Here is a 26,559-nt window from a genome sequence, read left to right on the forward strand (position 1 = left end):
ATAATTATGTAATCAATTTAAATTTATTATGAGCGCAAGAGAAGAATTAATTAAAAAGTATGCCGAGGATTTAAAAGAAAAATGTGGAGTAACTCCAAACATGGATTTGTTGACTAAAGTTACCATAGGTTGCGGGCCATCAATCTATAATGGAGATTCGTCTACAGTTGCGGGATCCCAGCAATCGGAGTTAGATACTGTAAAAAAGAATTTCTTAATTAAGAAATTAGGATTGAAGGATAGTCCTGATTTAGATACTGCAATTACTGCAGTTTTAGATAAATACGGCAAATCTAACAAGCATAAATACAGAGCAGTAGTTTATTATTTATTGACTTTGCACTTTAAGAAAGAAAGTGTTTACCAATAGAGTTCAAAAATAAAAGCGCCAATTAGGCGCTTTTTCTTTGATATTTAATTATTTAATTGGAACTGGAAAAATTGGTAAACTTGCGTGGCCTAAAGCATCTACGGTCTGCACAACGAAAAAGTAATTGTCTTTAGAATAAGGAATTTCAGCCTTAGTATCTTTTATAAAAAATGTCTTTTCCCAATGTGATGAAGAAGTTTCTCGCATCAAAATTTGATAACCATATTGTGCTTTTCCGTCTGGAGCACTCCATACTAAGGTCGAGGAATTAGATAGGTTTTTAACTTCGATGCCAACATTTGCAGGTGATTTTGGTGACCAGGCCAAGTTGGCCAGTGTAGCCAAATTAGAGCAAGTATTTTTTCTTAAATATTCGAAATCCATAAATTCAGGAAGATCACCATATTTAATATTATTTTCAGTTCTTAAGTCTTGATGCTGGTGATCAAAATTTTCATTCATCTCACAAAAACGAACTGCTGCAAATCCATTTTGACTAAATGGAGTATGATCTCCTCCACGTAAAAAACGATCATTTCTATAAACCAATTTTACTTTTAACTGATCCACATATTGTTCTGTAACTGTTTTTATATAGCGAGCCAGCAATCTTGACGGACTATCATTATCACGACTTATTGCCTTGCGCATTTTAGCTTCTTCTTCAGTTTCTAAATAGGGAGTAGTTTCACTAAAAACACGAATTTGAGTATTGTCTCTTAGGTTTGTACCGCTTGATAAACTATTACCAATCATATCGTTGTTCAACATGGCAATAATATTCCAGTTAGATGATTTTGCCAATTCAGCTAAATGACGAGCGCCAATAAGTCCTTGTTCTTCACCAACTACTGCTACAAAAATAATAGTGGCAGGAAAAGACCTTTTACTCATGACTTTCGCTAATTCTATCACTGCTGCAACGCCAGATCCGTCGTCATTAGCGCCTGGTGCATCAGATTTTACGTTCATAACGTCAGTAACTCTTGAGTCAAGATGTCCGCTTATGATAAGAACACGGTTGTCCGTTGGGTCAGTTCCTTTTAGAGTAGCCATTACATTTCCGAGCTGACTGTCAACAGCAACTCTCTTTCCATCTGCTTTGACAGTAAAGTAATCAATTGTAGACGTTAATCTGCCTCCAGATTCTAAAGCAGCTTTATCAAATTCAGATTTTACCCATTGTTGTGCTGCACCAACACCTTTTGTTTTGCTTTTAGTATCACTTAACGTATGTCTTGTTCCAAAAGAAACTAGTTTAAGGATTGTAGCTTCAAGATTTTCTGTCTTTATTTCGCTTATCATTTTTTTTATCTCTGGATCTTCAGCTACTTGAGAAATTGAAGCTTGAGTAAAAAACAAAAAGGCGAAAACAGAATAAAAAATGGTTTTTTTCATTGATTTGGTATTAATTATAGGTTCTCAAATTTAATTAAAAAAAGCGTAAATCATAAAAAGATATTTTTCATCTTTTTATCTAACATATTTTTCGTCGTACCATTTTCAAACTTCGTACATTTGCGGCTAAGAAACTTAGTTGCTTTTCAGCTTCGAAACTCAAGAATATGATTGAAATAGGAAAATACAATACACTTACCATACTACGTGATACTAAAGTTGGTTTATTTTTAGGAAATCCTGAAAAAGATCCGGAAGGAATTCACGATATTTTATTACCCAATAAATACGTTCCAAATGAATTTGAAATAGGCGAAGAATTAATCGTTTTTGTTTATTTGGATCACGAACAGCGCCCCGTTGCTACTACGCTAGAACCTTATATTTTATTGAATGAATTTTCGCTTTTACGAGTAAATTATATTAATCAGGTTGGTGCTTTTATGGATTGGGGAATGGAAAAAGATATTCTGGTTCCGTTTAAAGAGCAGGCACGCCCGATGGAAAAAGGAAAGCGTTACTTAGTTTACCTTTATATGGATGAAAAAACCAATCGTTTGGTAGCTTCAAGTAAATTAAACCAATTTCTAAGCAATGAAAATCTGACGGTTGAAAAGGGAGAAGAAGTTGATTTGATAGTTTCACATATTACAGAATTAGGAATAAATGTTATTATCAATGAACAGCACAAAGGATTATTGTACAAAGACGAAGTTTATGATGATGCCATTAGAACTGGCGATAGAATGCGCGGTTATATTAAAAATATTCGTCCTGATAATAAAATAGATGTAGCATTGCAAGTTCAAGGCTATCAAAGTATTGAGCCAAATGCAGAGAAAATTTTAGATGAATTAAGAGCCAATCGCGGTTTCTTGCGTTTAAATGATAACTCGCATCCAGAAGATATTAAAACAGTTTTAAAAATGAGTAAAAAGACTTTTAAAAAGGCCATTGGAGCCTTGTATAAAGATAAACTTATTGAAATTAAAGAAGATGGGATTTATTTGATAAAGGAAGAGTAAATTCTTTAAAAGATGAATTAATATAACAAGAAAGGCTGCTCATTACAAGCAGCCTTTCTCTTTTTATTCAGTTTTAAAAAAAATTGTAATTAAAAAAAAACAGAAATAAAATAATTCGAATCCATTAAAAAAATAATAGCTTTAATAATTTTAGAAATTACTTTTTTATATGGGTATGTCTTTAAACAATCAATTCATTTATCTTGATATCAAAAAATCGAGTTCACGGCTAATCCATTTGGTTTAATAAAATAACTTTTAGAAAGTTTTGGTTAGTATTTCCTCTTTTCGTAATCAATTTTATACTAATTACATAACAATTCTAGCGTTTAACCTTAGGTGTTACAGTCTCCTCTTTGAAGTTTTAACAAACGAATAAATCATTTGCTCATTATTTATAGGCTTACTAATTAAAACCGTAAAAAAATGAGCGACAAATTTTTTAAATTTTCTCAAAAAAATCATTTTTTAGGTTAATAAATCAGTGAAAGAAAATCAATCTTAAGTCAATGAAATAAAATGTATCTCATTGATTTCTAGAGTGTAAAATTACTCATTATTTTTTAAAACGAATGTTAAAAAATGTTATTTTTTGTAGGGAAATACTAATTGTTAACATTCGAAGATATTTTAGCACATACTTAAAGTAAATTGAGTAGGTAAAAATGTAAAAATGGTTTATTTTTACACTATAATTTTTAATAAAACAAATAGAAATGGATTGGATCACTGCCAGAGAATTTGAAGATATAACCTATAAAAAATGTAACGGAGTTGCTAGAATCGCTTTTAACAGACCAAATGTTAGAAATGCTTTTCGTCCTAAAACAACTTCAGAATTATACCAAGCTTTTTACGATGCTCAAGAAGATACTTCAATTGGAGTAGTTTTGCTTTCTGCAGAAGGTCCATCAACTAAAGATGGTATCTATTCTTTTTGCAGCGGCGGTGATCAAAATGCTCGCGGACATCAAGGTTATGTTGGAGAAGACGGACAGCACCGCTTAAATATTCTTGAAGTACAGCGATTAATTCGTTTTATGCCTAAAGTTGTTATTGCCGTTGTTCCAGGATGGGCAGTTGGCGGTGGGCACAGTTTGCACGTAGTTTGCGATATGACTTTAGCCAGTAAAGAACACGCTATTTTTAAACAGACAGATGCAGATGTAACAAGTTTTGACGGTGGTTATGGATCTGCGTATTTAGCTAAAATGGTTGGGCAGAAAAAAGCACGTGAAATTTTCTTTTTAGGAAGAAACTATTCTGCCCAAGAAGCGATGGATATGGGAATGGTAAATGCTGTAATTCCGCATGATGAGCTGGAAAATACTGCTTACGAATGGGCACAGGAAATTCTGCAAAAATCCCCAACTTCTATTAAAATGCTGAAATTCGCCATGAATTTAACAGATGACGGAATGGTTGGACAGCAAGTTTTTGCCGGAGAAGCCACTCGTTTAGCTTACATGACAGAAGAAGCAAAAGAAGGAAGAAATGCATTTTTAGAAAAAAGAAAACCAAATTTCGGAGAAAATAAATGGTTGCCATAAAAGTTAAAAATTGTTTCAAGTTTCAGGTTTCAAGTTGCTAAACCCAGAACTTGAAACCTGAAACCTTAAGATAAAAAAACAATACAAAACAAAATAGAAAGAATGAAACATTGGATTGAAGCCGCAAGATTGCGCACATTGCCTTTATCAGTTTCTGGAATTATAGTAGGAAGCATTTACGCTTTATCGAACCCAACAGAAACTATCAACACGCCAACAGAAGTTTTTAGCTGGAAAATTTTTGGTTTTGCACTTTTAACAACGCTTGGCTTACAGGTTTTATCCAATTTTGCAAATGATTATGGAGATGGCGTAAAAGGTACAGATAATGCCGATCGAGTAGGACCGCAACGCTCTATTCAGAGTGGAGCCATTACCCCTCAGGCTATGAAAAAAGCAATAATAATTACCGCTGCATTGACTCTTTTATCAGCAATGACATTAATTTATTTTGCTTTTGGCGAGACTAATTTTGTTTATTCTATCTTTTTTCTGTTACTGGGAATCGCGGCAATTGCTTCTGCAATTCGCTATACAGTTGGTAATTCCGCTTACGGCTATAAAGGCTTGGGAGATGTTTTTGTTTTCATTTTCTTTGGGTTGGTAAGTACTTTAGGTGTTAACTTTTTATACTCAAAAGAAGTTGATCCGCTTTTAATTTTGCCGGCGATTTCAATTGGTTTGTTAAGCGTTGGGGTTTTGAATCTGAACAATATGCGCGATGAAGAATCAGATAGAAAATCGGGTAAAAATACAATCGTAGTTCAAATGGGCGGAGCAAAAGCTAAGATTTATCATTTTTCATTGATTCTTACAGCAATGATTATGGTAGTTGTTTTTGCTATTCTAAGCGATTATCGTTTCGATCAATATTTATTTTTATTAGCTTATATACCTTTAACGAAACATTTAATTACAGTTTATAAAAACCAAAATCCTAAGCTTTTAGATCCAGAATTAAAAAAACTGGCATTGAGCACATTTTTGCTTTCAGTACTATTAACTGTTTGCATGATTTCTTTGATTTCAGACATATTTGTTAATCTATTTTTAGGCGGCAGATAAAACAAAAGTTCAATTTTAAATTTTACAAAATGAAAATTACATTTTACGGGCACGCCTCTTTAGGCATCGAAGTTGGAGGAAAACATATTATTGTTGATCCATTTATTACAGGAAATCCTCAAGCAGCTGGAATCGATATAAATACACTAAAAGCTGATTATATTTTATTGACGCATGCGCACGGCGATCACGTTTTAGATGTTGAAGCTATTGCAAACAGAACGAATGCTGTTATTGTTTCGAATGCAGAAATTACAAGTTATTACGCCAAATTAGGATTGAATGCACACCCGATGAATCACGGAGGAAGCTGGAAATTCGATTTTGGAAAAGTAAAATATGTAAACGCTATTCACTCAAGTTCTTTTCCTGACGGAAGTTATGGCGGAAATCCTGGGGGTTTTGTGATCGAAGGCGAGCATAAAAATATTTACATTGCCGGAGATACAGCACTTACTTATGACATGAAATTAATTCCGCTAAGAACAAAACTTGATTTGGCTATTCTTCCAATTGGAAATAATTTTACAATGGATGTTGAAGACGCTATTATTGCTTCTGATTTTGTTGAATGTGATAAAATATTAGGCTACCATTTTGATACTTTCGGTTATATCGAAATTAATCATGAAGATGCTATTCGTAAATTTTTTGATAAAGGAAAAGATTTAATGCTTTTAGGAATTGGGGAATCGATTGAATTGTAAGGAGTTAATTCTTAAAGTTTAAAAGAATAATTTTTTGGCATAATATATGTCATTTCTCTTATATAGAAATGACAATTTACAATAAACCATCAATTTATATGAATTTAAAAAGATTAGCCTTACTTTTTTTAATTACGATTTCATACAGCTCTTTTGCACAAAAAGATGGCTATTGGGATAAAGAGCGCGCTACTACAAAAGAAATAATAGTTTCAGCACGTGACCGAATTGTTTTGAAAACAGAAGATTTGCCTGTTGGAACTACTGAAATTGTGTACAGAATTACACTTTTAGACGAAAATCAGCAGATGGCAAATAGTTTGGTTTCGGTTTTGAAAGCAATTCCAGATCCAACTGGAATCAGCCAAGGTTCAGCGGGAGCGGTATTTTTGATGTCGAAAATCTCGGGTGACGATACTTGTACTTATGCACTTTTTACTTCTGATGAAAATTCTAAAAAATATATTGAAGACGGAAAAACGGATAAAGCCTGTTATGCTCAAGTAGATGCCGTAAGCAAAGATGCAAAAAGGCTTTCACTTGATAAATCATCTTGTTTAGGACAAAATGTGACTACTCTTTTCTTTGGCTTTCACAGTAAAAATTGGGTTTTAAATCAAAAAATAGTTTTAGAAGTTGTGCCGTGGGTCGATACAAAATTAAATAGAGGCTGGAACCAAGACAACAAAAACGAAATTATCAGTCTTTGTAAAACATCGACAATGGCACAAAAAATGGCCAATTCAGATGATTTTTGTGTTTGTATTTTGGAAAAAATAATGAAACAATATCGCTATACGGAGTTTCAAAAATTACTGCCAATTGAAAAGAACAAAGTGTACAAAGACCTTGGAAATACCTGTTATAAAGATGCTGACATTTCTAAAAATGTTTTTGATGACTTACGAACTCAAGCTTCGGCATTAATAAAACTGCAAAAATACAATGAAGCAATTCCTAAATTGAATACCATAATTAATGAAGGAAAAGCAACAGCATTAGATTACAGCTCAATTGGTTATTGCTATATTCTAACGAAACAATATGCAAAAGCTATAAAGTTTCTAAAAGAAGGCGAAAAACTAGATGATACTGAATTAATGGTAAAGTTAAACTTGGCACACGTTTACTTGATAAGTGATGATTACAGCGAAGCAAAAGCAATCTATAAAAAATATCAAACTCAAAATGTAACCGACAGTTTAAGCTGGAAAGAAAAAACCAAACTGGATTTTACTAATTTCCAAAAAGCAGGTTTACCGTCAAAAGACTTCGAAAAAGTTCTTAAGCTTTATAACTAAAGAGATTTCTTCACCATATAAGTGATATGAGTTCATTTAAAATTTAATGTTTCAACAATAAAAACTTAAATTAGCTTATATCACTTATATGTTTTAAATAATTTGCATATTGAAAGCTACTTATCATAAATACATGCTCGAGTTTAAACGCCCTTCTGGTACGTCTAGAGGCGTTATGACAGAAAAAGAAACTTGGTTTATCGTTCTTGAAGAAAACGGTAAAAAGGGAATAGGAGAGTGCGGTATCCTGCGTGGCTTAAGCGCAGACGACCGAAGTGATTATGAAGAAAAACTGAATTGGGCCTGTCAAAATATTCAGCTTGGAGAAAAAGCGCTTTGGGAAGCTTTAATAGAATTTCCTTCTATACAATTCGGAATCGAAATGGCTTTTTTATCCTTAAAAAGCGAAAATCCTTATTTGTTATTTCCGTCTAATTTTACGAATAATTCAAAATCAATAGACATAAATGGTTTGGTTTGGATGGGAGAAGCTTCTTTTATGAAAGAACAAATTGAGGAAAAACTGGCAACTGGATTTAATTGCATTAAACTTAAAATTGGTGCAATTGACTTTCAAAAAGAATTAGAATTACTAGCATTTATCAGAAGTCATTTTTCGGCAAAACAAATCGAAATAAGAGTGGATGCAAATGGGGCTTTTAGTTTAAATGAAGCTTTAGATAAATTAACTCAATTAAATAAATTTCAGCTTCATAGTATCGAACAGCCTATCAAAAAAGGCAATATTCAAGCAATGGCAGATTTATGTGAGACAACTCCTTTTCCTATTGCTTTAGACGAAGAATTAATTGGTGTTTTTTCATTTGAAGAAAAAAAAGAATTACTTCAGAAAATAAAACCTCAATATATCATTTTGAAGCCAAGTTTTATAGGCGGTTTTAGAGGAACCAAAGAATGGATAACTTTAGCAGAACAATATAATATTGGCTGGTGGATTACATCGGCATTAGAAAGTAATATTGGATTGAATGCTATTGCACAATGGACATTTCTTCAAAATTCTAAAATGCCCCAAGGTTTAGGAACCGGCGCTTTATATACCAATAATTTTGATTGTCCTCTAGAAGTTTCGCAAGGGCAATTATGGTATAATACATCAAAAAAATGGGATTCAAGTTTTTTATAAGGTTCAAAGGTTCAGAGTAGCAAAGGTACAGAGTAAAAACCTAAGAGCCTTTGCTGCTCTAAACCTTTGAACCCATTATTACTCTTTTCCTCCAAGCAGTCCTTCCTGCATGTCTTTCAATTCCTGCCACTTTCCCTGATACGCTAAAAGTGCCTGTTTTGCCCATGTACTAGGATTATGAATAGCATAATTTTCTCCGCCGGCATCTAAAATAGATTGTAATTTTTCTGTAGAAGTGTCTGATAATTGATGCCAGGTTATTATTCCGGCTTCGTTAAATAAAGCTTCAATTTTTGGACCGATTCCTTCGACGATTTTTAAATCATTTTCTTTTATTTTTTTTCCAAAAACAGTTGCAGCCAACGCACTGTCAAATAGTATTGTAGGTGTAACAGCCACATATGATTGTGGTGAAGGTGTAATTTTAGCTTTAGCAGCCAATTCAGTTTCTAAAGCAGCAATTTTTGCTGTTAGATTTTTAGTATTGGCTTTGCAGGCATCAAGATCTTCCTGTAAGGATGTCGCAAGCGAATCCTCTTTTTTTGAATTCATTTTTCCTAACAAGTAACCTAAAATTGCACAGATTAATCCCACTAGCACTGGTATTAAGATACAAGGTATATTCATAATAGTATATTTTGATTATTATTTAATTGTAATAACGGTTCTTCTGTTGTTTGCTTTGCCTTCAGCAGTTGTGTTATCTCCAATTGGTTCATCTGGTCCTTTAGATTCTGTTGTGATCAGTGAGGCATTATTTCCGTTTTCAGACAAATATTTTTTAGAAAATTCGGCTCGTTTTTGTCCAAGAATAATATTAGCATCACGATTTCCAACATTGTCTGAATGCCCGACAATTAAAACATTTGCTTCTTTTACATGATCCAAATATTTGACAATAGCTTCGATCTTTTCTTTTTCAACATTGCTCAATTTATCACTCGATCTATTAGTACTAAAATGAAGAATCAACGGATCTTTATTTATTTTTTCTTTAAGAATACTCCATTCGTCAGTAGCGACAGCAGTTGTAGCTGCGTTTTCAAATTTGTATTCAGCTGGTCCCAAAATCGTATCTAGATTGGTTTTCCAAGTATTAATAATTTCTCCTTTGATATCAAACTGAGATGCTGACAAACCTTTAGAAACGAAATAATTTTTCACATCATTAGCTCTTGCTAAACCAAGATTTTCAAATTTAGTTGTATTGATTTCATCAGATGTCGCGTAACCTGTAATAGTCAATTTTTGCGTAGGGTTTGCAGTTAGGAAGCTTTTCAGGTTTTCAATTCCAATTGTTACTGAATCAGCAACTGGCATAATTAAAGCAGAACTGTTTTTCAAGAACTTGAGATTATCATTTGTATGATATTCAATTCCGGAGCCATTAAGAACAAAAGGAACAAAATTGGTATCCTTAGATGTAACTGCTGGTATTTTTTGTATACCAACTGTTTGTGTTTCTATACTGCAATTGCAACAAAATTTGACATACAAAAAAGTACCCAAAATGATTGTGATAGCAATGCCTAAGAGATAAAGTGCTTTTTTAGACATAAGTATGAAGTTTAGATACTATCAAATTTAACAAAAAAATAAATACATAACGTGTTAATAATTAGTTATTTTGTAGTTATGTATCTAGTTTTCAAAACATTACAAAATTGTCTTAAAGCGCTCAAGATTGGATATTCTCAATTTAAGACTCAATTAAAATGAGTAACTTGCATTAAAAATTAATTTATAATCAACATGATTGAAATTGAAAGAAAGTTTCTTGTAAAATCAAGTGATTTTAAAGAGCAGGCTTTTACTCAAAATAAAATTGCCCAGGGATATTTAAGTTCATTGCCTGAAAGAACCGTTCGCGTTAGAATTAAAGGCGAAAGAGGCTTTTTGACCATTAAAGGAATTGGCCATCATGGCGGTATGTCACGTTTTGAATGGGAAAATGAGATTCCGCTAGACGAAGCACAAGAACTGCTTAAATTGTGTGAAAAAGGAAAAATTGAAAAGACGCGTTTCGAAATAAAATGTGGGAATCATGTTTTTGAAGTAGATGAATTTTATGGAGAAAATGAAGGTCTAGTAATGGCAGAAATTGAATTGAAGTCAGAAACAGATACTTTTGAAAAACCAAGTTGGCTAGGAGAAGAAGTAACAAATGATGAAAGATATTACAATGCTTATTTGAGTAAAAATCCTTTTAAAGACTGGGGAAAAGAATAAATTATGACAGAACAATATGATTTGATTATTGTCGGAGGCGGACCAATTGGATTAGCCTGCGCAATAGAAGCTCAAAAGAAAGACCTACGTTATTTAATTATAGAAAAAGGTGCGATTGTAAATAGTATTTTCAATTATCCGTTGTATATGACCTTTTTTTCAACTGCTGAAAGATTAGAAATTGGAGATATCCCGTTTAATTGTCTAGCTCCAAAACCAGGTCGTCAGGAAGCTCTGGAATATTACAGAAACATTCACCGTTATTTTAATTTTAAGATTCATTTGTTTGAAAAAGTGACTCAGATTCACAAATTAGAAAATAAATCATTTAATGTAACCACAGATAAAACTTCTTATCAAGCTAAATATGTAATCGTTGCAACCGGATTTTATGATATTCCGATTGAAATGAACGTAAAAGGCGAGGAGCGGCCTAAAGTTCGTCATTATTATAAAGAAGCTCACGAATATGCTTTTAGAAATATTTTAGTAGTTGGTGCTAATAATTCATCTGTCGATGCAGCTTTAGAATGCTGGAGAAAAGGAGCAAATGTTACGATGGTTATTCGTAAAAACGAAATCAATAACAGAGTGAAATATTGGGTAAAACCCGATATTGAAAACCGAATTGCAGAAGGGAGCATCAAAGCTTATTTTGAATCAAATATTACTGAAATACGAGAAGACGAAGTAGAAATTGAAACTCCAGAAGGAAAAGTAACAATTGAAAATGATTTTGTTTTAGCCTTAACGGGTTACAAACCTGATTTGACTTTTCTAGAAAAAATGGGAATTCAATTGTCTGATGACGAATTGAAAACACCAACATATAATGCAGAAACAATGGAAACCAATGTTGAAGGATTATTTTTGGCCGGCGTAGTTTGCGGTGGCATGCAGACGCACAAATGGTTTATTGAAAACTCTAGAATTCACGCCAATATGATTGTAGATTATATTATATGCAAATAAAATATTTTCCCCACAGATTAGAATTAAATGGATTAACATTAAAATCTTCTAATCTGTGGGGAAAATAAAAATTAAGAACTGCAAGAAAGCATTGAACATCCGACTTTTGATCGTGCCCAATCTGGTCGTTTAGCAAACCACTTTTCTGATTCTATTTGTTCGTCATAGGGTTTTTGCAAAAGAAGATATAATTCATTTATTAAAGAATAATCACCTTGATCTGCAGCATCAATAGCTAGTTGTGACATGTAATTTCGCAATACATATTTAGGATTAATAAGATTCATTTTTTCAACGCGATTTTCATCTGATACTTCCTCAGAATTTAATCTTTGGATATAAGCAGAAAACCATTTTTTCCAAGAATCTAAAACATCTCCTGAAATTTCTTTTGGAAAATAAAAAGCCTCTTGCATTTTTTCAATTGCATTTTCAGCAGAATCTGTTTTCTGGATTCTGTTTAAATTTCTAAAAAAGATGGTCATGTCAGTTTCAGATAATTGTAAAATAGTTTCTAAACCTTCAAGTAGACTATCGTCAGTTTCAGTTGAAGTAAATATTCCTAATTTACTTAAAAACATTGTTTTATAGTCTGAATCAAAATCAATCATAAACGATTCTAAAATTCTCTCTAAAGGTTCGGCCTCATAAATTAAAGGATAAAGCGCATTGGCCAATTGATATAAATTCCACTGTGCAATTTGAGGCTGATTTCCAAAACGATATCTTCTATTCTGACTGTCAGTTGTATTTGGCGTCCAATTTGGATCGTAATTTTCCAGCCATCCATAAGGTCCGTAATCTATAGTAATTCCGTGAATCGACATATTATCCGTATTCATTACGCCGTGTACAAAACCAACTCGTTGCCAATGCAAAATCATTTCACGTGTCTTTTCAGCAACAGTTTTAAAAAATTGCAAATATTGTTCTTTTGGTTCTCCTTGTATTTCAGGAAAATAATGTTTGATATTGTATTCGACAAATTCTTTTAAATTTTTAAGTTCGTTTCTGGCTGTAAGCATTTCAAAACTTCCAAAACGAATGAAAGAAGGAGCGACACGGCAAACAACTGCACCTTTTTCGTAAGCCGGATTTCCATTGTACAAAATGTCACGTAAAACTTCGTCACCAGAAAGCATCAGAGAAAGCGATCGGGTAGTAGGAACTCCTAAATAGTGCATTGCTTCAGCACATAAATATTCCCTAACAGAGGATCGCAAAACGGCTAAACCATCAGCAGTTCTCGAATATGGTGTTTTTCCAGCACCTTTTAATTGAAGTGTAAAAAACTGATTATCATTCTCAACCTCCGTTAAATTGATCGCGCGTCCGTCTCCTAATTGTCCAGCCCAATTCCCAAATTGATGCCCTGCATACGGCATTGCATAGGGGCGAGTATCTGCCAGAATTTCTTTTCCTGAGAAAACATTTAAAAATGATTCAGATTGAATTTCATCTTTGCTGATTCCCACTAATTCGGCTACTTCTTCAGAAGCATGAATTAGCTTTGGATTAGAGGGTTTGGTTGGATTTACATACGAAAAGAGCGTATTTCTTACCTGACGAATTTCATTTGTTTCATCTGGATCTGCTGGTAATTCAGCTGTAAATCGATTATTTATTTTTAAGTTTTTCATTGTTGTATTTTTTATTTTTTGCCCAATTATTAAGATTATTTCTTTGAAAAGAAAATATTAATCCGAGCTATAAAATTACTTATTCAACTAGTTTTTCTGCGTACATTTTTTTTAATTTTTGCACTTTTGGATCAATTACAATTTGACAGTAACGGGCATCTTGATTGTTATTATAATAATTTTGATGATCTTGTTCAGCTTCGTAAAATACTTCAAAGGCGTCTAATTCAGTTACAATATTGTCATCAAAAAAAGGTTGTGTTTCTTCTAAAACTTTTTCTGCAATTTCTTTTTGTTCTGCATTATGATACAAAATTATAGAACGATACTGCGTACCTACATCTGCTCCCTGTCGATTAAGTGTTGTTGGATCGTGACTTGTCATAAATATAAATATCAAGTCATGATATGAAATTATGTCAGGATTAAAACTAACCTGTATGACTTCGGCATGACCAGTTCTGCCAGTACATACTTCACGATAAGGCGGATTTTTAATAAAGCCACCGGAAAAACCTGATTTTAAGCATTCTATACCTTTTAACCGTTGTATCACAGCCTCAATACACCAAAAACACCCACCACCAAAAGTAGCCGTTGCTAAATTTTCCATATATAAATATTGTTCAAGTTTTAATGCCTATTAATCCTATAGAATATTATGATAAATTGTCAAAAAAAGGACTATTTAGTTAAATAAACTAATCGGTCTTCTAATATTTAAAGTTTATAATTGATAAATTCGCAATTTTATAAAAAAGCATTTATATTTGCATCAAACTCAGGCACACTAATGAATAGCAAAAATAGTACCATCACTTTAGAAACGTATTTTCAGGATTTCCGAAAAAATATTGTGGGAATAAATCAGGAATTTACTTCGCCATACGGTAAAAAAAAGATCATTTACACTGATTGGACAGCCAGTGGCCGTTTATACCGCCCAATTGAAGAGAAACTTCTGAATGAATTCGGGCCTTTCGTTGCTAATACACATACAGAAACTACTGTGTCAGGTACTGCCATGACAAAAGCCTATCATCATGCCAGAAACATAATAAAACGTCATACTAATGCTAATACTGATGATGTTTTGATTACAGATGGAACTGGAATGACAGGTGTTGTTAATAAATTTCAGCGTATTTTAGGTTTAAAAATTCCAGAAAACCTGAAAGACTGCACAATAGTTCCAGCTGAAAAAAAACCTGTTGTTTTTATTTCGCATATGGAACATCATTCTAATCAAACCTCTTGGTTAGAAACGATCGCAGATGTTGAAATTATTCCATCATGCGAAAAAGGACTTTTTAGTCTGGAAAATTTAGAAGAACTGCTAGAAAAATATACCGATAGAACGATTAAAATTGCTTCTATTACTTCATGTTCTAATGTTACGGGTTTAAAAACACCTTTTCATGAAGCTGCGAAATTGATGCATAAGCATAACGGAGTTTGTTTTGTAGATTTCGCCTGTTCTGGACCTTATGTAGAAATTGATATGCATCCTGCAGATCCAGAATCTTATCTTGATGCTATTTTCTTTTCTCCACATAAATTTTTAGGAGGACCTGGAACGTCTGGTGTATTAATTTTCAATAAAAAATTATACAATAATATGATTCCTGATTGTCCCGGCGGCGGAACTGTAAGCTGGACAAATCCTTGGGGAGAACACAAATATATTGACAATATTGAGGATCGTGAAGATGGCGGAACCCCTGGTTTTCTTCAGGTTATAAAAACAGCTTTGGCAATTGAGCTTAAGGAAGAAATGGGAATTGAAAACATTCTGCATCGTGAGCATGAAATTGTTGATTTTGTTTTTAATGAATTGGATGAAATTTCAAATATTAAAATTTTAGCGGGACAGCATAAAAATCGTTTGGGTGTAGTTTCATTTTTTATTGAAAATCTTCATTTTAATTTAGGAGTAAAATTATTGAATGATAAATTCGGAATTCAGACTAGAGGAGGATGCAGCTGTGCTGGAACTTACGGGCATTTTTTATTGCATGTAGATCAAGAAACTTCGAATCAATTGGTTAATGAAATTACGATTGGTGATTTGATCAAAAAACCAGGATGGATCAGAATGTCAATTCATCCAACTACAACCGACGAAGAAATTGCTTTTGTTTGTGAAAGCATCAAAGATTTGGCTAAAAATCATGAATCTTGGGCTTTAGATTATTCTTATAATAAAAACACAAATGAGTTTGTTCACAAAAATGCGACTTCATTTGAAGATGAGTTGGTTGAAAGCTGGTTTAAATCTTAAATACAAACAAACCCGACGAATTTAAAAATCTGTCGGGTTTGTTGTTTCTTAAAAATCGCTATACGTTCTTGTCTAGCCCCGATAGTACTGAAAAACCTTTTGTGCCGGTTTTCGGCGCAAAAGTTTGAAAGGGATAGCGGACTGATCGTCTTAAAAAATGAAACCACCTGCTCCTGAAAAAAAGCTACATAATTAAACGTACGCCTCCTAAATCTGAAACTCTATAAGAGAATTTGTTTCCTGGAGAAGCTATAAACATAAAGTTTTTAGGAATTTTCCATTTTTTGGATAAATCGTCTATAATTTCTGGCCCGAAAACACCTTCGATCTCAAGATATTCGATATCCAGACTATCGTAAGCGCGATCTAAAACTTCTAAGTCTTTTTTAAGTTCTTCGTTGTTTGTAATGCCGTTTTTGATGTGAACAATTTTGAGTTTTTTGGTAGTTTCATTACCTTCGACATATTGTAAAACTTTATTCAAAATAGCAATATCATCACCTTTGGTAAAAAAGACAAATTCCTGCGAATTAATTTGTAAACTTAAATTCTGCAAATAGCGATTGCTTACAATTACAAATCTTCTCAACGGCTGATAGAAATATTCTAAGGCTTCTATTAATAATTTGATAAGTACGACACGGTTAAGCATAACTCCGATAAAAATTAAGGAAGGAATCATGTATTTTAGAAATGTATAAAATGAATTAATATTCAATTTCATATTTCCTATAAATGCTGCAATAATAAACGAAACGGCTATTACAACTGCTATACCTCGTGCACGTTCAGGTCTAGGAAGTTTTCTTCGTTTGAATTTCAATAATAAATTTCCAATTCCGAAAAGCGCCATAACAGCCAGAAAAGAAAAAGTATAAACTCCGGCCAAAGATTCTAAATGGCCTTTTGTAGCAAAAAGAACTGATATACAGAGAACTAAAAAACTGATTACGATTCGGTAATGCGAGCCTCTTTTATTTTGTTTTAGGAAATAGTTTGGCAAAATTCGATCTAATGTCATTCGGTTTAATAAACCAGAAACACCTACAAATGAAGTAAGTACAGCACCACATAAAACTAAAACAGCATCAATAGAAATTAGCCATGCCAGCCATGATCCTCCAGTAGTTTGACCTAAATGTGCCAAAAGTGATTCTTTATTTGCTCCAACTTCGGTTAACGGAATTACACTTATTAATAATATGGCGATTACGGGATTAAAAAAGCTTACAATTGCCCACATGTTTCGAAGTGTTTTAGGGAAGATGCCATGTTCTTGTTCTTCGACAAAATTTGCTGAGCTTTCAAAACCTGAAATTCCGAGCATTGCGGCAGAAAATCCTAGGAAAAGTGCTGTTTTTATATTTCCAGTTGCAATGGGTGTTTGCCAATTGATATGAAAAATATTTAAACCGTGATTTAAAATAAAATACAAAGAGGCTAAAACCAATAAGCTAAGTGTCGCAATATGAGTTAGAAAGATAAAGACGGCAACAAATGCAGATTCTCCAATTCCTAAAATGGCAAGGCCAGTAAAAAGTACAAGAACGACAACGGTTGCAATTGTAACATTCAAGCCATCGAAAATTCCGTGCAAATAATGCATTCCTTCTGAGGCTGAAATTACGGCCGTCGCCATATAAGATAAAACTGTTAAAGTAGCGGCTAATGAGGCTAACCGTTTTGTAGAAGTATTTAGTAAAACATTGTAAGCGCCACCGTTTAAAGGAATTGCGCCAACAACTTCACCATAAATTTTTCTGAATAAGTATAAAACAACTGCAACGATCAATAACGAAATCCATGCATATTGGCCAGCATACAAAATGGTAAGTGCCGAAACATACAAACAGGAAGAACTAATATCGTTTCCGCAAATTGCTGTTGCTTGTAACTGATTTAATTTTTTGTGTACAATGTCTTTCATAGTTATTCAAGATTACAACACGATTAACTCAATAAGCAGTAACAAAATAATTAGAATCTTTGCAACGAGGAGATAAATAAAATTAAAAATTAAATTTTATTTTTAATCAATGTGAATTTTAAACTTGAATTTACGAATCTTATCTGGATTCTTGAAACTTTTTAAGAGATAATAAAGCCTGCTCCTGAATTTTTTTATGAAAAAATCCTGTCCATCCTAACAAATACCCTGTCAAGCCAAAAGCTTGTTTCGACCATTTCCAAACGTCAAAATTGTCTGTATGCTTGATAATCAATCCGTCTTGAAATACAAATTCAGCCGAAATTCTATTGATAACATTTCGATTAGTTTTAGTAAATATATAAGTCGCAACCCATTTTGCAGAACCAGTAAATTCATCTGCTTTTATATCTGAAAATTCTAGCTTAAGATTGCCTTTGCTTCTCAAAATCAACATTTCCCACATTTTAGAAACCTGATCTTCTTTTAATAATCCAAAAGCGGGATCAATAAAATGAATTTTCGGATGGTAACATTCGCTCATTGTTTTGGCATCACCATTTGCAAAAGCAGTGTAGAATTTTGCAATTAAATTTTCGTTTGCGTTCATTAAAATAAAATTAAGCTATAAATATAAGATTTATTATACTAAATCATTTCTTTATAAAAGACTTATTTCTTTTGCAGTATCAAAAGTTTTTTTGGATTTATCAAACGCTGTCGAAAAGTATGACATTCTATTAATTGCAGTAAAATAACCAGTTTGATTGCCGAAAGTTTTTGAATTTCCAGTTATAATAAACCTAATGGCTTGTATGTCTGTTTTTTTTAACTTAATCATTTCAGCCGGAGTAAAATAGTAATATGATGTTGTTTTGCCATCAGCAGTTTCATTGGTGTTTTTATCTACACAGGCAATAACATCACCGTTTACCAAATCGACATAAACACCGCCAGAAATTCGAGCTAGATCATTTGCTGTTGCAATAGTTAGTTTTAAAACGCCTCCTTTATCTGTTTTTGCAATCTGAACATTTGTCTCGCCGGTATAAGCATATTTTTCACAAATAAACGTGTAACTCTGCGTTGCCGGAAAAGGTTTAGAGCCCTTTATACTTATGGTTTCCTGAGCGTTTGAAAGATTGGAAATTAACAATAATAAAAGCAGTGGCAATTTTAAACTCATATATTTTAGTTTATTCAGTTATTTTAGAATCGAATTTTTCATCCCAATCCATTGATTTTATAGCAGAAACAAGATTATTTTCGTCTACAAAAACACGCAGTTCTTTATTGGCTACTTTTTTTGAATACAAAGCGTGATAACGGTAAATAACTTCTTGTTTAGTTTTGTAAACACCGTCTAATTTCAAATCAATAAAACTTCCATAATATTGTCTAAATCGCTGACAGGTTTTTGTCAAACGATCCTCAGTTGTATTTTCCATTACCGACTTGGTAACTTCAGTTTCGTTAAAGGGTTTAAATTTAGAAGTATTGCACGTTTCTAAAACTCTTTTTCCTAATTCATAAGCTTTACTTTGCTGATTTGAATTTATTTCAGCACTCGCAACTTTTTTAATTTTTAAATCTTCAGTGTCTCTGCTTACTGTTTTTGATTTACATCCAATTAACAACAGCAAACATATAATCAATCCTGCTTTCTTCATAACTATTTATGTTATTTTTAATAATAAGTTAGGGTCGGGGCAATTTTCGATATAAAAATTAAGGTCGTTTGTATTGCAGACTCCTGGATAATCTCCCCAATAATCTTCAATATTTTGTATAATCTGAAAATGTACATGAGGTGCATAATCACCGTTAACGGCAGCATTTCCTATAGTTGCAATTTGTTCTCCTTTTTTATAAAATTTCCCGACGGTTAAATCTTTTATACTTTCTAACGATAAATGACCGTATAAAGTATAAAATATTTCATTTTCAACTTCGTGTTCTAAAATAATGGTCGGCCCATAATCGCCCAGACCAAGATTATTTTTAAAACTATGTATTTTTCCGTCCAGTGGTGCTAGAACGGAAGTTTCAACTTTTGTCCATAAATCTAGACCAATATGAATGTTGCGTTCTGGAATCGAATCATTTTTAAAAATGGTACTTCTTTTATATAAAGTACGTCCTTCAATATAACCGCCAAATGCAACTTCGGCATTGTTCTTTTTTAAATAATCTGATATAAAAATTTCAAATTCTGTCGCGTTTTCTGGTTTTCTTTTGACCAATTCTTGATTAGTAATTGATAAGTCTAACGGAACATATTTAGAAAAATCAATACTCGAATCGATAACCTTAGTAGGTGGTAAGGTGTTTAAAATAGAGGCAAGGGTTTTCATAAAACTTAAATTTAGGCTACTTTTTCAATAATTATTAATTCATTATGAACTTCAATGCGGGGCAGCATTTTAGTCGTAAACAATTTAGGGTTTATTTCTGAAATATACTTTCTGTTTCTAATATTATGTGCTTCATCTAAAATCATGGTGTTAAAAAGCACAAAACCCTGATTTTTTAAAAGTGAACAAATTCGTTCGCTAAAAAAGCTTTCGAATAAGAAGTTGGGCATTTTGATATCTTCAAAAATATCAATAATAATTAAATCATATTTATGTTTGGTTTTCAATACAAATTCGAAAGCGTCATCAATAATAACTTCAAGCTGTTTGATTTGGTTGAGATTAAAATATTCATTTGCTATTTGTATCATTTCAGCATCAATTTCGACTCCGGTAATTTTGCCTTTGTATTCAATTTCGTCGACTAATGTTTTTATAACACTTCCGCCAGCAACTCCTAATAATAAAATATGATCCATTCTTAAAATATTCTCATAGCCAATATTTCGAAGTCCGTACCTTAATATACGCTGCAGGCTACCATAAGAGTAATTTGTGTTTTCAGAATCTAATACCAACTCACCATTCGCCCAAGTTACCTCAATCATTTTGCTCCTTGCTGATTTTTTCTTGAATATTTTAATTGGAATAAGATAACTGAATAATTTTTGAATCATTTTATAATGCTTTTACTCAAAATTACCATTTTAAATCTTTTATTTTGCAGAAATAATAAACTTTAATGAAGAAACAATTGTACAAATTCATCTTTTTTAAGCTAATGGGCTGGAAAATAGTAGGAATTGAAAATGCAGAAGTAAAAAAATGTGTTATGATGGTAATGCCTCATACAAGTAATCATGATTTTTATTTGGGAATTTTTACCAGAGGAATCTCCGGACTGCAAATGAATTGGGTTGGAAAAAAGGAATTGTTCAAATTTCCTTTCGGATATTATTTTAGAAGCGCAGGAGGAGAACCCTTAGATCGCTCGGGAGGATTAAATAAAGTCGACTCGATAGCGGCTATTTTTGATCGTAAAGAAGTTTTTCGTTTGGCTGTTGCTCCAGAAGGAACACGTAAAAATGTAAAAGAAATAAAGAGCGGATTTTATTATATCGCACTTAAAGCAAATGTGCCAATTGTTCCAGTAGCTTTTGATTGGGGCAAAAAAGAAGTTAATTTAGGCAAGCCATTTTTCCCGACTGGAAATTATGAAGCGGATTTACAAGTTTTGAAAAAACATTATGAAGGAGTTTTAGGTAAAATTCCACAAGACGGATTTCAATTGTAAATTTTCGATATTTTTTCGATTGCGTGAGAATCGCTTAAATAAAAAATATTTTTAAAAATTTTCAAATACACGAAAAATTAAATTACGGGACATACACCTTAAATGTTCCGTTTTTATAAAAAAAGACAATTTTCTCAATTTCCCTTTCACCAGAATCTAAATTGGAATTTTTATTTTCTGAAAAATTTTTACTTTCTGTTTTTTCTTCTTCTTGATAATTGATTTCAGAAAATAAATCTGTCGAACCAAAATTTTCATTTAATGAAATAGGAGAGGTTGATTTTGTGATTTCTGAAGCTGAATCTGTTTTTGAATTTAAACTTTCATCATTACTTTTTGGGAAAGTTCCTTTTCCGTTTAATATCCAATACAAATCTACATCCGGAAAAACGTCTAAGATTTTCATCACAAAATCTAAGCTTGGTTTATTTCTGCCTGACAATAGGTGAGACATGCTAGAACGCTGCACGCCAATTTTATCAGCAAATGAAGAAGCATTTAAAGCGTAATAATCGAGTATAATTTCAAGCCTTTTTACAAAATCATCTATGTTTACCATTGTAATTGTTTTAATTAAAAACACTGTTTACAAATGTAACTAAAAGAATCCAATAAATCAATATTACAGTTGTAAATTATCATTTTAATCTAATAATGAGATAATAATAACTTTAAATAGCAGTACTTAAATCATTGAAATTAAATCATTTAATAAATAGCGCTTAAAGTAATAACAATTGTTAACTCGCATTGATTCTATTAACTATAATTAATTTATAAATCTGTTTACAATTCTAAATTTTAGACTTTTTTGATTGTTTACAATTGTAAAAATAAAGATGTTTACTTTTGTAAACTAATCAAAAGACAATGAATTTAGAAGAATTATTTGAGCAATACAAAGAACAATCTATAAGAGGCCGTTACTTAACTTTAAACCATATTCAGCCTTTATTAGATAAATTAAATACTGATAATCAAGTAGCAATTATTGGAAAGTCAGTTTTAGACCAACCTATATATAGTTATCAAATTGGTAACGGAGAAACTAGAATTTATCTTTGGTCGCAAATGCACGGAAACGAAAGCACAACAACAAAAGCATTGTTTGACTTTATTAATGTATTAAACAGTGGATCTGAGTTTGCATCTAAAATGCTTAAAACATTTACTTTCTACTGCATTCCGATATTAAATCCTGACGGAGCAAAGCTTTATACACGTGAAAATGCCAATAAGATAGACCTGAACCGTGACTCGCAAAACCTGACACAGCCAGAAAGCAATGTGCTAAGAGCTGCATTCGAAAGCTTTAAACCCCATTATTGCTTTAATCTTCACGATCAGCGTACTATTTTTGGTGCTGGAGATACAGGAAAACCTGCAACTGTTTCATTTTTAGCTCCTTCTTACAATGAAGAGAGAGAAGTTAATGATAATAGATTAAAAGCTATTAATTTGATTGCCGGAATTAATGATGAGTTGCAAAAATACATTCCCGGCCAGGTGGGGCGTTTTGATGATTCGTTTAATATCAACTGTATAGGAGATACATTTCAATTTTTAGGGGTGCCGACAATTTTATTTGAAGCAGGGCACTACAACGGCGATTATGACAGAGAAATCACGAGAAAGTTCATATTTTTCTCACTAATTTCAAGCTTTAAACTCATATCCGAAAACGATTTAGTTGATAACAGAATTTCTGATTATTTGAATATTTCACAAAATAAAGTCGTTTTTTATGATTTTATGTATAAAAATATCAAAATAAATTATGATGGTATCGAAATTATTACGAATTTTGTCGCACAATACAAAGAGGAATTGATTGAAAATACAATTCATTTTAACGCTTACATTGTTGAAGTAGGCGAATTGGAAAATTATTTTGGACATTACGAATATGATGCTAAAGGAGCTTTTTATTCTGATGATTACAGTAATTTTCCGAAAACGAATCAAAAAGCAGATTTTTATTTAAATAAAAATGTTAAATTTGTTAACGGATTGATAAAAAGTTAAATTTTTTGTGAATTTGTTGTTTTTTATATATATTTTTATACTTTGTAATAGCAATTAGTAATATTAATTAAAGAATTATGAGTAAATTTCGTTTAGATGAAGTAGATCACCAGATTTTAGATATGTTAATAGACAATACGAGAGTTCCGTTTACTGACATTGCAAAAAAACTATTGATATCTGCTGGAACAGTACATGTTAGAGTAAAAAAAATGGAAGACGCAGGTATAATAATGGGATCTTCATTAGCCTTAGATTACGATAAATTAGGGTATTCATTTATTGCTTATGTAGGTGTATTCCTTAATAATACATCTCAAACTAAATTTGTATTAGAGCGAATCAATCAAATTCCATTCGTAACGGTAGCTTCTGTAACGACAGGAAAATTCAATATCTTTTGCAAAATTAGAGCGAAAGATACTAAGCATGCGAAAGAAGTTATCTTCATGATTGATGATATCGAAGGCGTTTACAGAACAGAAACAATGATTTCACTAGAAGAAAGTATAAACGATAAGAAGCGTTTGATGCATACTATTTTTAAAAATATGTAATATTTTCTTGAATGCTATATTAAAATATAACCTCAAGTTTATTCTTGGGGTTTTTTTATGACCTATTAACCAACCAACTATAACACGATTATGTACACGTTACCAAAAATTGAGCGTTTTAATAAAGACGTTCTCTCTAAATACCACATTTATAATAGTGTTTTTATAACATTGCCATTTGATTCTATAGATAATACAGGGGTTTTACTGCCTTTATTTACAGAAACTTGCGAAACGGGATTTAAAAAACAAGAAACTCCAAAAGAAATTTTTGATTTCTTTTCTCAAAAATACTTAAACAACGCATCAGAGACTGAAAAAATCGACTTAATGTTTCGATTTATTCAGTATATAGAACGTCAGATTGTATTGTTTGATGCTATTGAAGATGCAGCTTTTCCTGAAGTAAATAACATGGAAGGGCGTGGCTCTTTGCGTGATATTAAAGAAAAATCAGATGCGAAAGAGAAAGACGACGAATTGATAGAATTTCTTGAAAACTTTAACGTCAGAACTGTTTTAACAGCGCACCCTACCCAATTTTATCCTGGGCCTGTTTTAGGAATTATAAATGATTTAACTGAAGCAATTCGTTTGAATGATTTGTTACAGATTAAGCAGTTATTGGCGCAGCTGGGTAAAACTCCTTTTATTCAAAACGAAAAACCAAATCCTTATGATGAAGCGGTTTCATTAATATGGTATTTAGAAAATGTATTTTATGCAACTTCTGGTGAAATTGTTCACTATTTGCAGAAAAATATTCTTCAAGGAAATGCTATTCAAAATCAATTGATCAAGCTTGGATTTTGGCCAGGAGGAGACCGTGATGGAAATCCTTTTGTTACAACAGAAATTACTTTAAAAGTTGCAGATCGTTTGCGTACTTCAATTTTGAAGTGTTATTATGTTGAAATGAGAAATTTAAAACGAAAGTTAACATTCTCAGGTGTAGACACTTTGGTGTCTGAACTTGAACATAAACTTTACCGTTCTGTATTTTATTCAAAAGGTGAAATTTATATTACTTTAGAGGAAATGCTTTCGCAATTAAATAAAATTAGAACCATTATTATAGAAAAACACCAATCACTTTATCTAGATGAATTAGAAGCGTTTTTGGTTAAAATTAATTTATTTGGATTTCATTTTGCGACTTTAGATATTCGTCAAAACAGCAAAATTCACGATTTAGTATTTAAAGATGTTGTAAATCATTATTTAAATTCAGTTTCTGCAATTTTCCCTGCAAATTATTTCGAATTATCTGAAGCAGATAAATTAGTGGTTTTATCAAAAGTAAAGGGCGATTTAAATCCAAATGATTTTGATGATGAAATAACTAAATCTACTTTAGAGTCGGTTCAGGCTATTAAAACGATTCAAAAAGCCAATGGCGAATTTGGAGCTAACCGTTACATTATCAGTAATAATGAAAGTGCATTAAACGTAATGGAGACATTCGCAATGATTCGTTTGAATAATTGGGAAAATCCAACAGTTGATATTATTCCGCTTTTTGAATCTGTTGACGATTTGCAAAATGCACATCAAATTATGGAGCAGTTATATACGAATCCGGAGTATGCTAAGCATTTAAAGGAACGTGGAAACAAACAAACTATCATGTTAGGTTTCTCTGACGGAACAAAAGACGGAGGTTACTTGATGGCCAACTGGAGTATTTATCAGGCAAAAATTTCTTTAACTGAAATTTCTAGAAAATATGGTATAAAAGCTATTTTCTTTGATGGTCGAGGTGGGCCTCCAGCGCGTGGCGGTGGAAAAACACATAAATTCTACGCTTCTCTGGGTCCAAAAATTGAAAATAACGAAATTCAAATAACGGTTCAAGGACAAACGATCAGTTCAAATTTTGGAACTTTAGATTCATGCCGTTATAATATTGAAAACTTATTGAGCGCCGGAGTGACTAATCAGGTTTTCAGCAAAGGTAAAAATGAGCTGACTGCTGATGAAACTCAGATTTTGACACAATTGGCTGGTTTAGGATATGAAAAATATTTAAGCTTTAAAAATCATCCAAAGTTCATTCCGTATCTAGAGAAGATGAGTACCCTGAAATATTACTCTAAAACAAATATTGGAAGCCGTCCTTCTAAAAGAAGCAAATCAGAATCGTTGGATTTCGCTGATTTGAGAGCAATTCCTTTTGTTGGTTCTTGGAGTCAATTAAAACAAAATGTACCTGGATTCTTTGGAGTAGGAACAGCTTTAAAATACTTCGAAGAAAGCGGTCAATGGGATAAAGTTCAAGATTTATATCACAACTCTTTGTTCTTTAAAACGCTTTTAGAAAACAGTATGATGTCATTGGCAAAATCATTTTTGCCCCTAACAGCTTACATGAGAAAAGATCCTGAATTTGGTGAATTTTGGCAGATTATTTACGACGAGTTTTCTGAAACGAAACGTCTTTTGTTGAAAATTGCTGGTCATAAAACCTTAATGGAAAATTATCCTGATGGTATAGCATCAATTCAAGTAAGAGAACGTATTGTATTGCCACTGTTGACAATACAGCAATATGCATTATTGAAAATTAATGAATTGAATAAAGAAAATAACGTTAATGAAGATTTGATTAAAGTATACGAAAAAATCGTTACCAGATCACTTTTTGGAAATACCAATGCTAGTAGAAATTCAGCTTAAAAAGTTAATTTATTTATATAACAAATTAAAAATTGTCTAAA

General features: G+C 32.2%; 26 protein-coding genes. 14 read left to right on the forward strand and 12 right to left on the reverse strand.

The features are described 5' to 3' along the window. Window positions 1-28 precede the first annotated feature (28 nt). Entirely contained in the window at window positions 29-370 is a 342-nt protein-coding gene (locus IRZ83_RS00305) for a DUF2853 family protein (RefSeq protein WP_194566015.1), read from the forward strand. A 48-nt stretch (window positions 371-418) separates the two neighbouring features. Here the strand turns inward: IRZ83_RS00305 and IRZ83_RS00310 are convergent, their stop codons facing one another. Further along, a complete protein-coding gene (locus tag IRZ83_RS00310) occupies window positions 419-1,768 on the reverse strand; it encodes a M28 family metallopeptidase (protein WP_194566017.1) in 1,350 nt (449 codons plus the stop codon). Window positions 1,769-1,935: 167 nt separating this feature from the next. Here IRZ83_RS00310 and IRZ83_RS00315 point away from each other — a divergent pair, with 167 nt between their 5' ends. The 6 genes from IRZ83_RS00315 to IRZ83_RS00340 all read left to right on the forward strand — a co-directional run bounded on the left by IRZ83_RS00315 (window position 1,936) and on the right by IRZ83_RS00340 (window position 8,563). Beyond that, window positions 1,936-2,793: a S1 RNA-binding domain-containing protein gene (locus IRZ83_RS00315; RefSeq protein WP_194566019.1), complete on the forward strand. Its 858-nt coding sequence runs from the start codon at window positions 1,936-1,938 to the stop codon at window positions 2,791-2,793. 716 nt (window positions 2,794-3,509) lie between these two features. Continuing rightward, window positions 3,510-4,343 carry a 1,4-dihydroxy-2-naphthoyl-CoA synthase gene (locus IRZ83_RS00320; protein ID WP_194566020.1) on the forward strand — a complete coding sequence of 278 codons (834 nt, stop codon included), beginning with the start codon at window positions 3,510-3,512 and terminating at the stop codon, window positions 4,341-4,343. Between the two features lie 102 nt (window positions 4,344-4,445). Next, window positions 4,446-5,408 (forward strand): 1,4-dihydroxy-2-naphthoate octaprenyltransferase, encoded by a 963-nt coding sequence (gene menA, locus IRZ83_RS00325; RefSeq protein ID WP_194566021.1) that lies wholly within the window; start codon window positions 4,446-4,448, stop codon window positions 5,406-5,408. 29 nt (window positions 5,409-5,437) lie between these two features. Further along, window positions 5,438-6,115: a metal-dependent hydrolase gene (locus IRZ83_RS00330; RefSeq protein ID WP_194566022.1), complete on the forward strand. Its 678-nt coding sequence runs from the start codon at window positions 5,438-5,440 to the stop codon at window positions 6,113-6,115. 98 nt (window positions 6,116-6,213) lie between these two features. Continuing rightward, window positions 6,214-7,416, forward strand: a complete 1,203-nt coding sequence (locus IRZ83_RS00335; RefSeq protein WP_194566023.1) for a tetratricopeptide repeat protein — start codon at window positions 6,214-6,216, stop codon at window positions 7,414-7,416. A gap of 109 nt (window positions 7,417-7,525) precedes the next feature. Beyond that, on the forward strand, window positions 7,526-8,563 hold the full coding sequence (locus IRZ83_RS00340; RefSeq protein ID WP_194566024.1) for an o-succinylbenzoate synthase: 1,038 nt from the start codon (window positions 7,526-7,528) through the stop codon (window positions 8,561-8,563). Window positions 8,564-8,641: 78 nt separating this feature from the next. On the opposite strand, the gene IRZ83_RS00345 is transcribed toward IRZ83_RS00340, so the two are convergent. Together IRZ83_RS00345 and IRZ83_RS00350 are read right to left on the reverse strand one after the other, a co-directional pair. After that, window positions 8,642-9,190, reverse strand: coding sequence for a hypothetical protein (locus IRZ83_RS00345; RefSeq protein ID WP_194566025.1), 549 nt, complete (start codon window positions 9,188-9,190; stop codon window positions 8,642-8,644). Between the two features lie 18 nt (window positions 9,191-9,208). Then, window positions 9,209-10,120, reverse strand: a complete 912-nt coding sequence (locus tag IRZ83_RS00350; protein ID WP_194566026.1) for an OmpA family protein — start codon at window positions 10,118-10,120, stop codon at window positions 9,209-9,211. Between the two features lie 195 nt (window positions 10,121-10,315). On the opposite strand from IRZ83_RS00350, the gene IRZ83_RS00355 reads away from it, so the two are divergent. Further along, window positions 10,316-10,792 (forward strand): CYTH domain-containing protein, encoded by a 477-nt coding sequence (locus IRZ83_RS00355; RefSeq protein WP_029270393.1) that lies wholly within the window; start codon window positions 10,316-10,318, stop codon window positions 10,790-10,792. Between the two features lie 3 nt (window positions 10,793-10,795). Further along, window positions 10,796-11,764 carry a YpdA family putative bacillithiol disulfide reductase gene (locus IRZ83_RS00360; RefSeq protein ID WP_194566028.1) on the forward strand — a complete coding sequence of 323 codons (969 nt, stop codon included), beginning with the start codon at window positions 10,796-10,798 and terminating at the stop codon, window positions 11,762-11,764. A gap of 71 nt (window positions 11,765-11,835) precedes the next feature. On the opposite strand, the gene IRZ83_RS00365 is transcribed toward IRZ83_RS00360, so the two are convergent. Next, window positions 11,836-13,404, reverse strand: coding sequence for a protein adenylyltransferase SelO (locus IRZ83_RS00365; protein WP_194566030.1), 1,569 nt, complete (start codon window positions 13,402-13,404; stop codon window positions 11,836-11,838). A 79-nt stretch (window positions 13,405-13,483) separates the two neighbouring features. Further along, window positions 13,484-14,017, reverse strand: a complete 534-nt coding sequence (gene msrA / locus IRZ83_RS00370; protein ID WP_194566032.1) for a peptide-methionine (S)-S-oxide reductase MsrA — start codon at window positions 14,015-14,017, stop codon at window positions 13,484-13,486. Between the two features lie 180 nt (window positions 14,018-14,197). Here msrA and IRZ83_RS00375 point away from each other — a divergent pair, with 180 nt between their 5' ends. Next, window positions 14,198-15,685, forward strand: coding sequence for an aminotransferase class V-fold PLP-dependent enzyme (locus IRZ83_RS00375; protein ID WP_194566034.1), 1,488 nt, complete (start codon window positions 14,198-14,200; stop codon window positions 15,683-15,685). Window positions 15,686-15,869: 184 nt separating this feature from the next. On the opposite strand, the gene IRZ83_RS00380 is transcribed toward IRZ83_RS00375, so the two are convergent. The 6 genes from IRZ83_RS00380 to IRZ83_RS00405 form a co-directional block, all read right to left on the reverse strand. Then, a complete protein-coding gene (locus IRZ83_RS00380) occupies window positions 15,870-17,612 on the reverse strand; it encodes an APC family permease (protein WP_194566036.1) in 1,743 nt (580 codons plus the stop codon). Between the two features lie 139 nt (window positions 17,613-17,751). Continuing rightward, entirely contained in the window at window positions 17,752-18,222 is a 471-nt protein-coding gene (locus IRZ83_RS00385) for a nuclear transport factor 2 family protein (RefSeq protein WP_194566037.1), read from the reverse strand. Window positions 18,223-18,273: 51 nt separating this feature from the next. Continuing rightward, complete coding sequence (locus IRZ83_RS00390) at window positions 18,274-18,798, reverse strand: hypothetical protein (protein WP_194566039.1); 525 nt, start codon at window positions 18,796-18,798, stop codon at window positions 18,274-18,276. Window positions 18,799-18,808: 10 nt separating this feature from the next. Further along, entirely contained in the window at window positions 18,809-19,282 is a 474-nt protein-coding gene (locus IRZ83_RS00395) for a hypothetical protein (protein ID WP_194566041.1), read from the reverse strand. A 6-nt stretch (window positions 19,283-19,288) separates the two neighbouring features. Continuing rightward, the gene (locus IRZ83_RS00400) at window positions 19,289-19,966 is read right to left on the reverse strand and encodes a peptidoglycan DD-metalloendopeptidase family protein (protein WP_194566043.1); all 678 of its coding nucleotides are present in this window, start codon (window positions 19,964-19,966) and stop codon (window positions 19,289-19,291) included. Between the two features lie 11 nt (window positions 19,967-19,977). Then, window positions 19,978-20,643 carry a spermidine synthase gene (locus IRZ83_RS00405; protein ID WP_029270358.1) on the reverse strand — a complete coding sequence of 222 codons (666 nt, stop codon included), beginning with the start codon at window positions 20,641-20,643 and terminating at the stop codon, window positions 19,978-19,980. Between the two features lie 65 nt (window positions 20,644-20,708). Between IRZ83_RS00405 and IRZ83_RS00410 the strand changes: the two genes are divergently transcribed. Beyond that, on the forward strand, window positions 20,709-21,260 hold the full coding sequence (locus tag IRZ83_RS00410) for a 1-acyl-sn-glycerol-3-phosphate acyltransferase (RefSeq protein WP_194566045.1): 552 nt from the start codon (window positions 20,709-20,711) through the stop codon (window positions 21,258-21,260). Between the two features lie 82 nt (window positions 21,261-21,342). Here the strand turns inward: IRZ83_RS00410 and IRZ83_RS00415 are convergent, their stop codons facing one another. Continuing rightward, window positions 21,343-21,819 (reverse strand): helix-turn-helix transcriptional regulator, encoded by a 477-nt coding sequence (locus IRZ83_RS00415; protein WP_194566046.1) that lies wholly within the window; start codon window positions 21,817-21,819, stop codon window positions 21,343-21,345. A gap of 311 nt (window positions 21,820-22,130) precedes the next feature. Here IRZ83_RS00415 and IRZ83_RS00420 point away from each other — a divergent pair, with 311 nt between their 5' ends. The 3 genes from IRZ83_RS00420 (at window position 22,131) to IRZ83_RS00430 (ending at window position 26,518) form a co-directional block, all read left to right on the forward strand. After that, window positions 22,131-23,285, forward strand: a complete 1,155-nt coding sequence (locus IRZ83_RS00420; RefSeq protein ID WP_194566047.1) for a M14 metallopeptidase family protein — start codon at window positions 22,131-22,133, stop codon at window positions 23,283-23,285. 77 nt (window positions 23,286-23,362) lie between these two features. Beyond that, window positions 23,363-23,842, forward strand: coding sequence for an Lrp/AsnC family transcriptional regulator (locus IRZ83_RS00425; protein WP_007805990.1), 480 nt, complete (start codon window positions 23,363-23,365; stop codon window positions 23,840-23,842). A 90-nt stretch (window positions 23,843-23,932) separates the two neighbouring features. Further along, complete coding sequence (locus IRZ83_RS00430; protein WP_194566048.1) at window positions 23,933-26,518, forward strand: phosphoenolpyruvate carboxylase; 2,586 nt, start codon at window positions 23,933-23,935, stop codon at window positions 26,516-26,518. Window positions 26,519-26,559: the final 41 nt, after the last annotated feature.

This window comes from Flavobacterium sp. JLP (genome assembly GCF_015350755.1).
Classification (GTDB): Bacteria; Bacteroidota; Bacteroidia; order Flavobacteriales; family Flavobacteriaceae; genus Flavobacterium.

Excerpts from the sequence above, each read along its gene's own strand:
- IRZ83_RS00305 (WP_194566015.1), top strand. The coding sequence starts at position 29 with ATGAGCGCAAGAGAAGAATTAATTAAAAAGTATGCCGAGGATTTAAAA.
- IRZ83_RS00310 (WP_194566017.1), bottom strand. The coding sequence starts at position 1,768 with ATGAAAAAAACCATTTTTTATTCTGTTTTCGCCTTTTTGTTTTTTACT.
- IRZ83_RS00315 (WP_194566019.1), top strand. The coding sequence starts at position 1,936 with ATGATTGAAATAGGAAAATACAATACACTTACCATACTACGTGATACT.
- IRZ83_RS00320 (WP_194566020.1), top strand. The coding sequence starts at position 3,510 with ATGGATTGGATCACTGCCAGAGAATTTGAAGATATAACCTATAAAAAA.
- menA (WP_194566021.1), top strand. The coding sequence starts at position 4,446 with ATGAAACATTGGATTGAAGCCGCAAGATTGCGCACATTGCCTTTATCA.
- IRZ83_RS00330 (WP_194566022.1), top strand. The coding sequence starts at position 5,438 with ATGAAAATTACATTTTACGGGCACGCCTCTTTAGGCATCGAAGTTGGA.
- IRZ83_RS00335 (WP_194566023.1), top strand. The coding sequence starts at position 6,214 with ATGAATTTAAAAAGATTAGCCTTACTTTTTTTAATTACGATTTCATAC.
- IRZ83_RS00345 (WP_194566025.1), bottom strand. The coding sequence starts at position 9,190 with ATGAATATACCTTGTATCTTAATACCAGTGCTAGTGGGATTAATCTGT.
- IRZ83_RS00350 (WP_194566026.1), bottom strand. The coding sequence starts at position 10,120 with ATGTCTAAAAAAGCACTTTATCTCTTAGGCATTGCTATCACAATCATT.
- IRZ83_RS00355 (WP_029270393.1), top strand. The coding sequence starts at position 10,316 with ATGATTGAAATTGAAAGAAAGTTTCTTGTAAAATCAAGTGATTTTAAA.
- IRZ83_RS00360 (WP_194566028.1), top strand. The coding sequence starts at position 10,796 with ATGACAGAACAATATGATTTGATTATTGTCGGAGGCGGACCAATTGGA.
- IRZ83_RS00365 (WP_194566030.1), bottom strand. The coding sequence starts at position 13,404 with ATGAAAAACTTAAAAATAAATAATCGATTTACAGCTGAATTACCAGCA.
- msrA (WP_194566032.1), bottom strand. The coding sequence starts at position 14,017 with ATGGAAAATTTAGCAACGGCTACTTTTGGTGGTGGGTGTTTTTGGTGT.
- IRZ83_RS00375 (WP_194566034.1), top strand. The coding sequence starts at position 14,198 with ATGAATAGCAAAAATAGTACCATCACTTTAGAAACGTATTTTCAGGAT.
- IRZ83_RS00380 (WP_194566036.1), bottom strand. The coding sequence starts at position 17,612 with ATGAAAGACATTGTACACAAAAAATTAAATCAGTTACAAGCAACAGCA.
- IRZ83_RS00385 (WP_194566037.1), bottom strand. The coding sequence starts at position 18,222 with ATGAACGCAAACGAAAATTTAATTGCAAAATTCTACACTGCTTTTGCA.
- IRZ83_RS00390 (WP_194566039.1), bottom strand. The coding sequence starts at position 18,798 with ATGAGTTTAAAATTGCCACTGCTTTTATTATTGTTAATTTCCAATCTT.
- IRZ83_RS00395 (WP_194566041.1), bottom strand. The coding sequence starts at position 19,282 with ATGAAGAAAGCAGGATTGATTATATGTTTGCTGTTGTTAATTGGATGT.
- IRZ83_RS00400 (WP_194566043.1), bottom strand. The coding sequence starts at position 19,966 with ATGAAAACCCTTGCCTCTATTTTAAACACCTTACCACCTACTAAGGTT.
- IRZ83_RS00405 (WP_029270358.1), bottom strand. The coding sequence starts at position 20,643 with ATGATTCAAAAATTATTCAGTTATCTTATTCCAATTAAAATATTCAAG.
- IRZ83_RS00410 (WP_194566045.1), top strand. The coding sequence starts at position 20,709 with ATGAAGAAACAATTGTACAAATTCATCTTTTTTAAGCTAATGGGCTGG.
- IRZ83_RS00415 (WP_194566046.1), bottom strand. The coding sequence starts at position 21,819 with ATGGTAAACATAGATGATTTTGTAAAAAGGCTTGAAATTATACTCGAT.
- IRZ83_RS00420 (WP_194566047.1), top strand. The coding sequence starts at position 22,131 with ATGAATTTAGAAGAATTATTTGAGCAATACAAAGAACAATCTATAAGA.
- IRZ83_RS00425 (WP_007805990.1), top strand. The coding sequence starts at position 23,363 with ATGAGTAAATTTCGTTTAGATGAAGTAGATCACCAGATTTTAGATATG.
- IRZ83_RS00430 (WP_194566048.1), top strand. The coding sequence starts at position 23,933 with ATGTACACGTTACCAAAAATTGAGCGTTTTAATAAAGACGTTCTCTCT.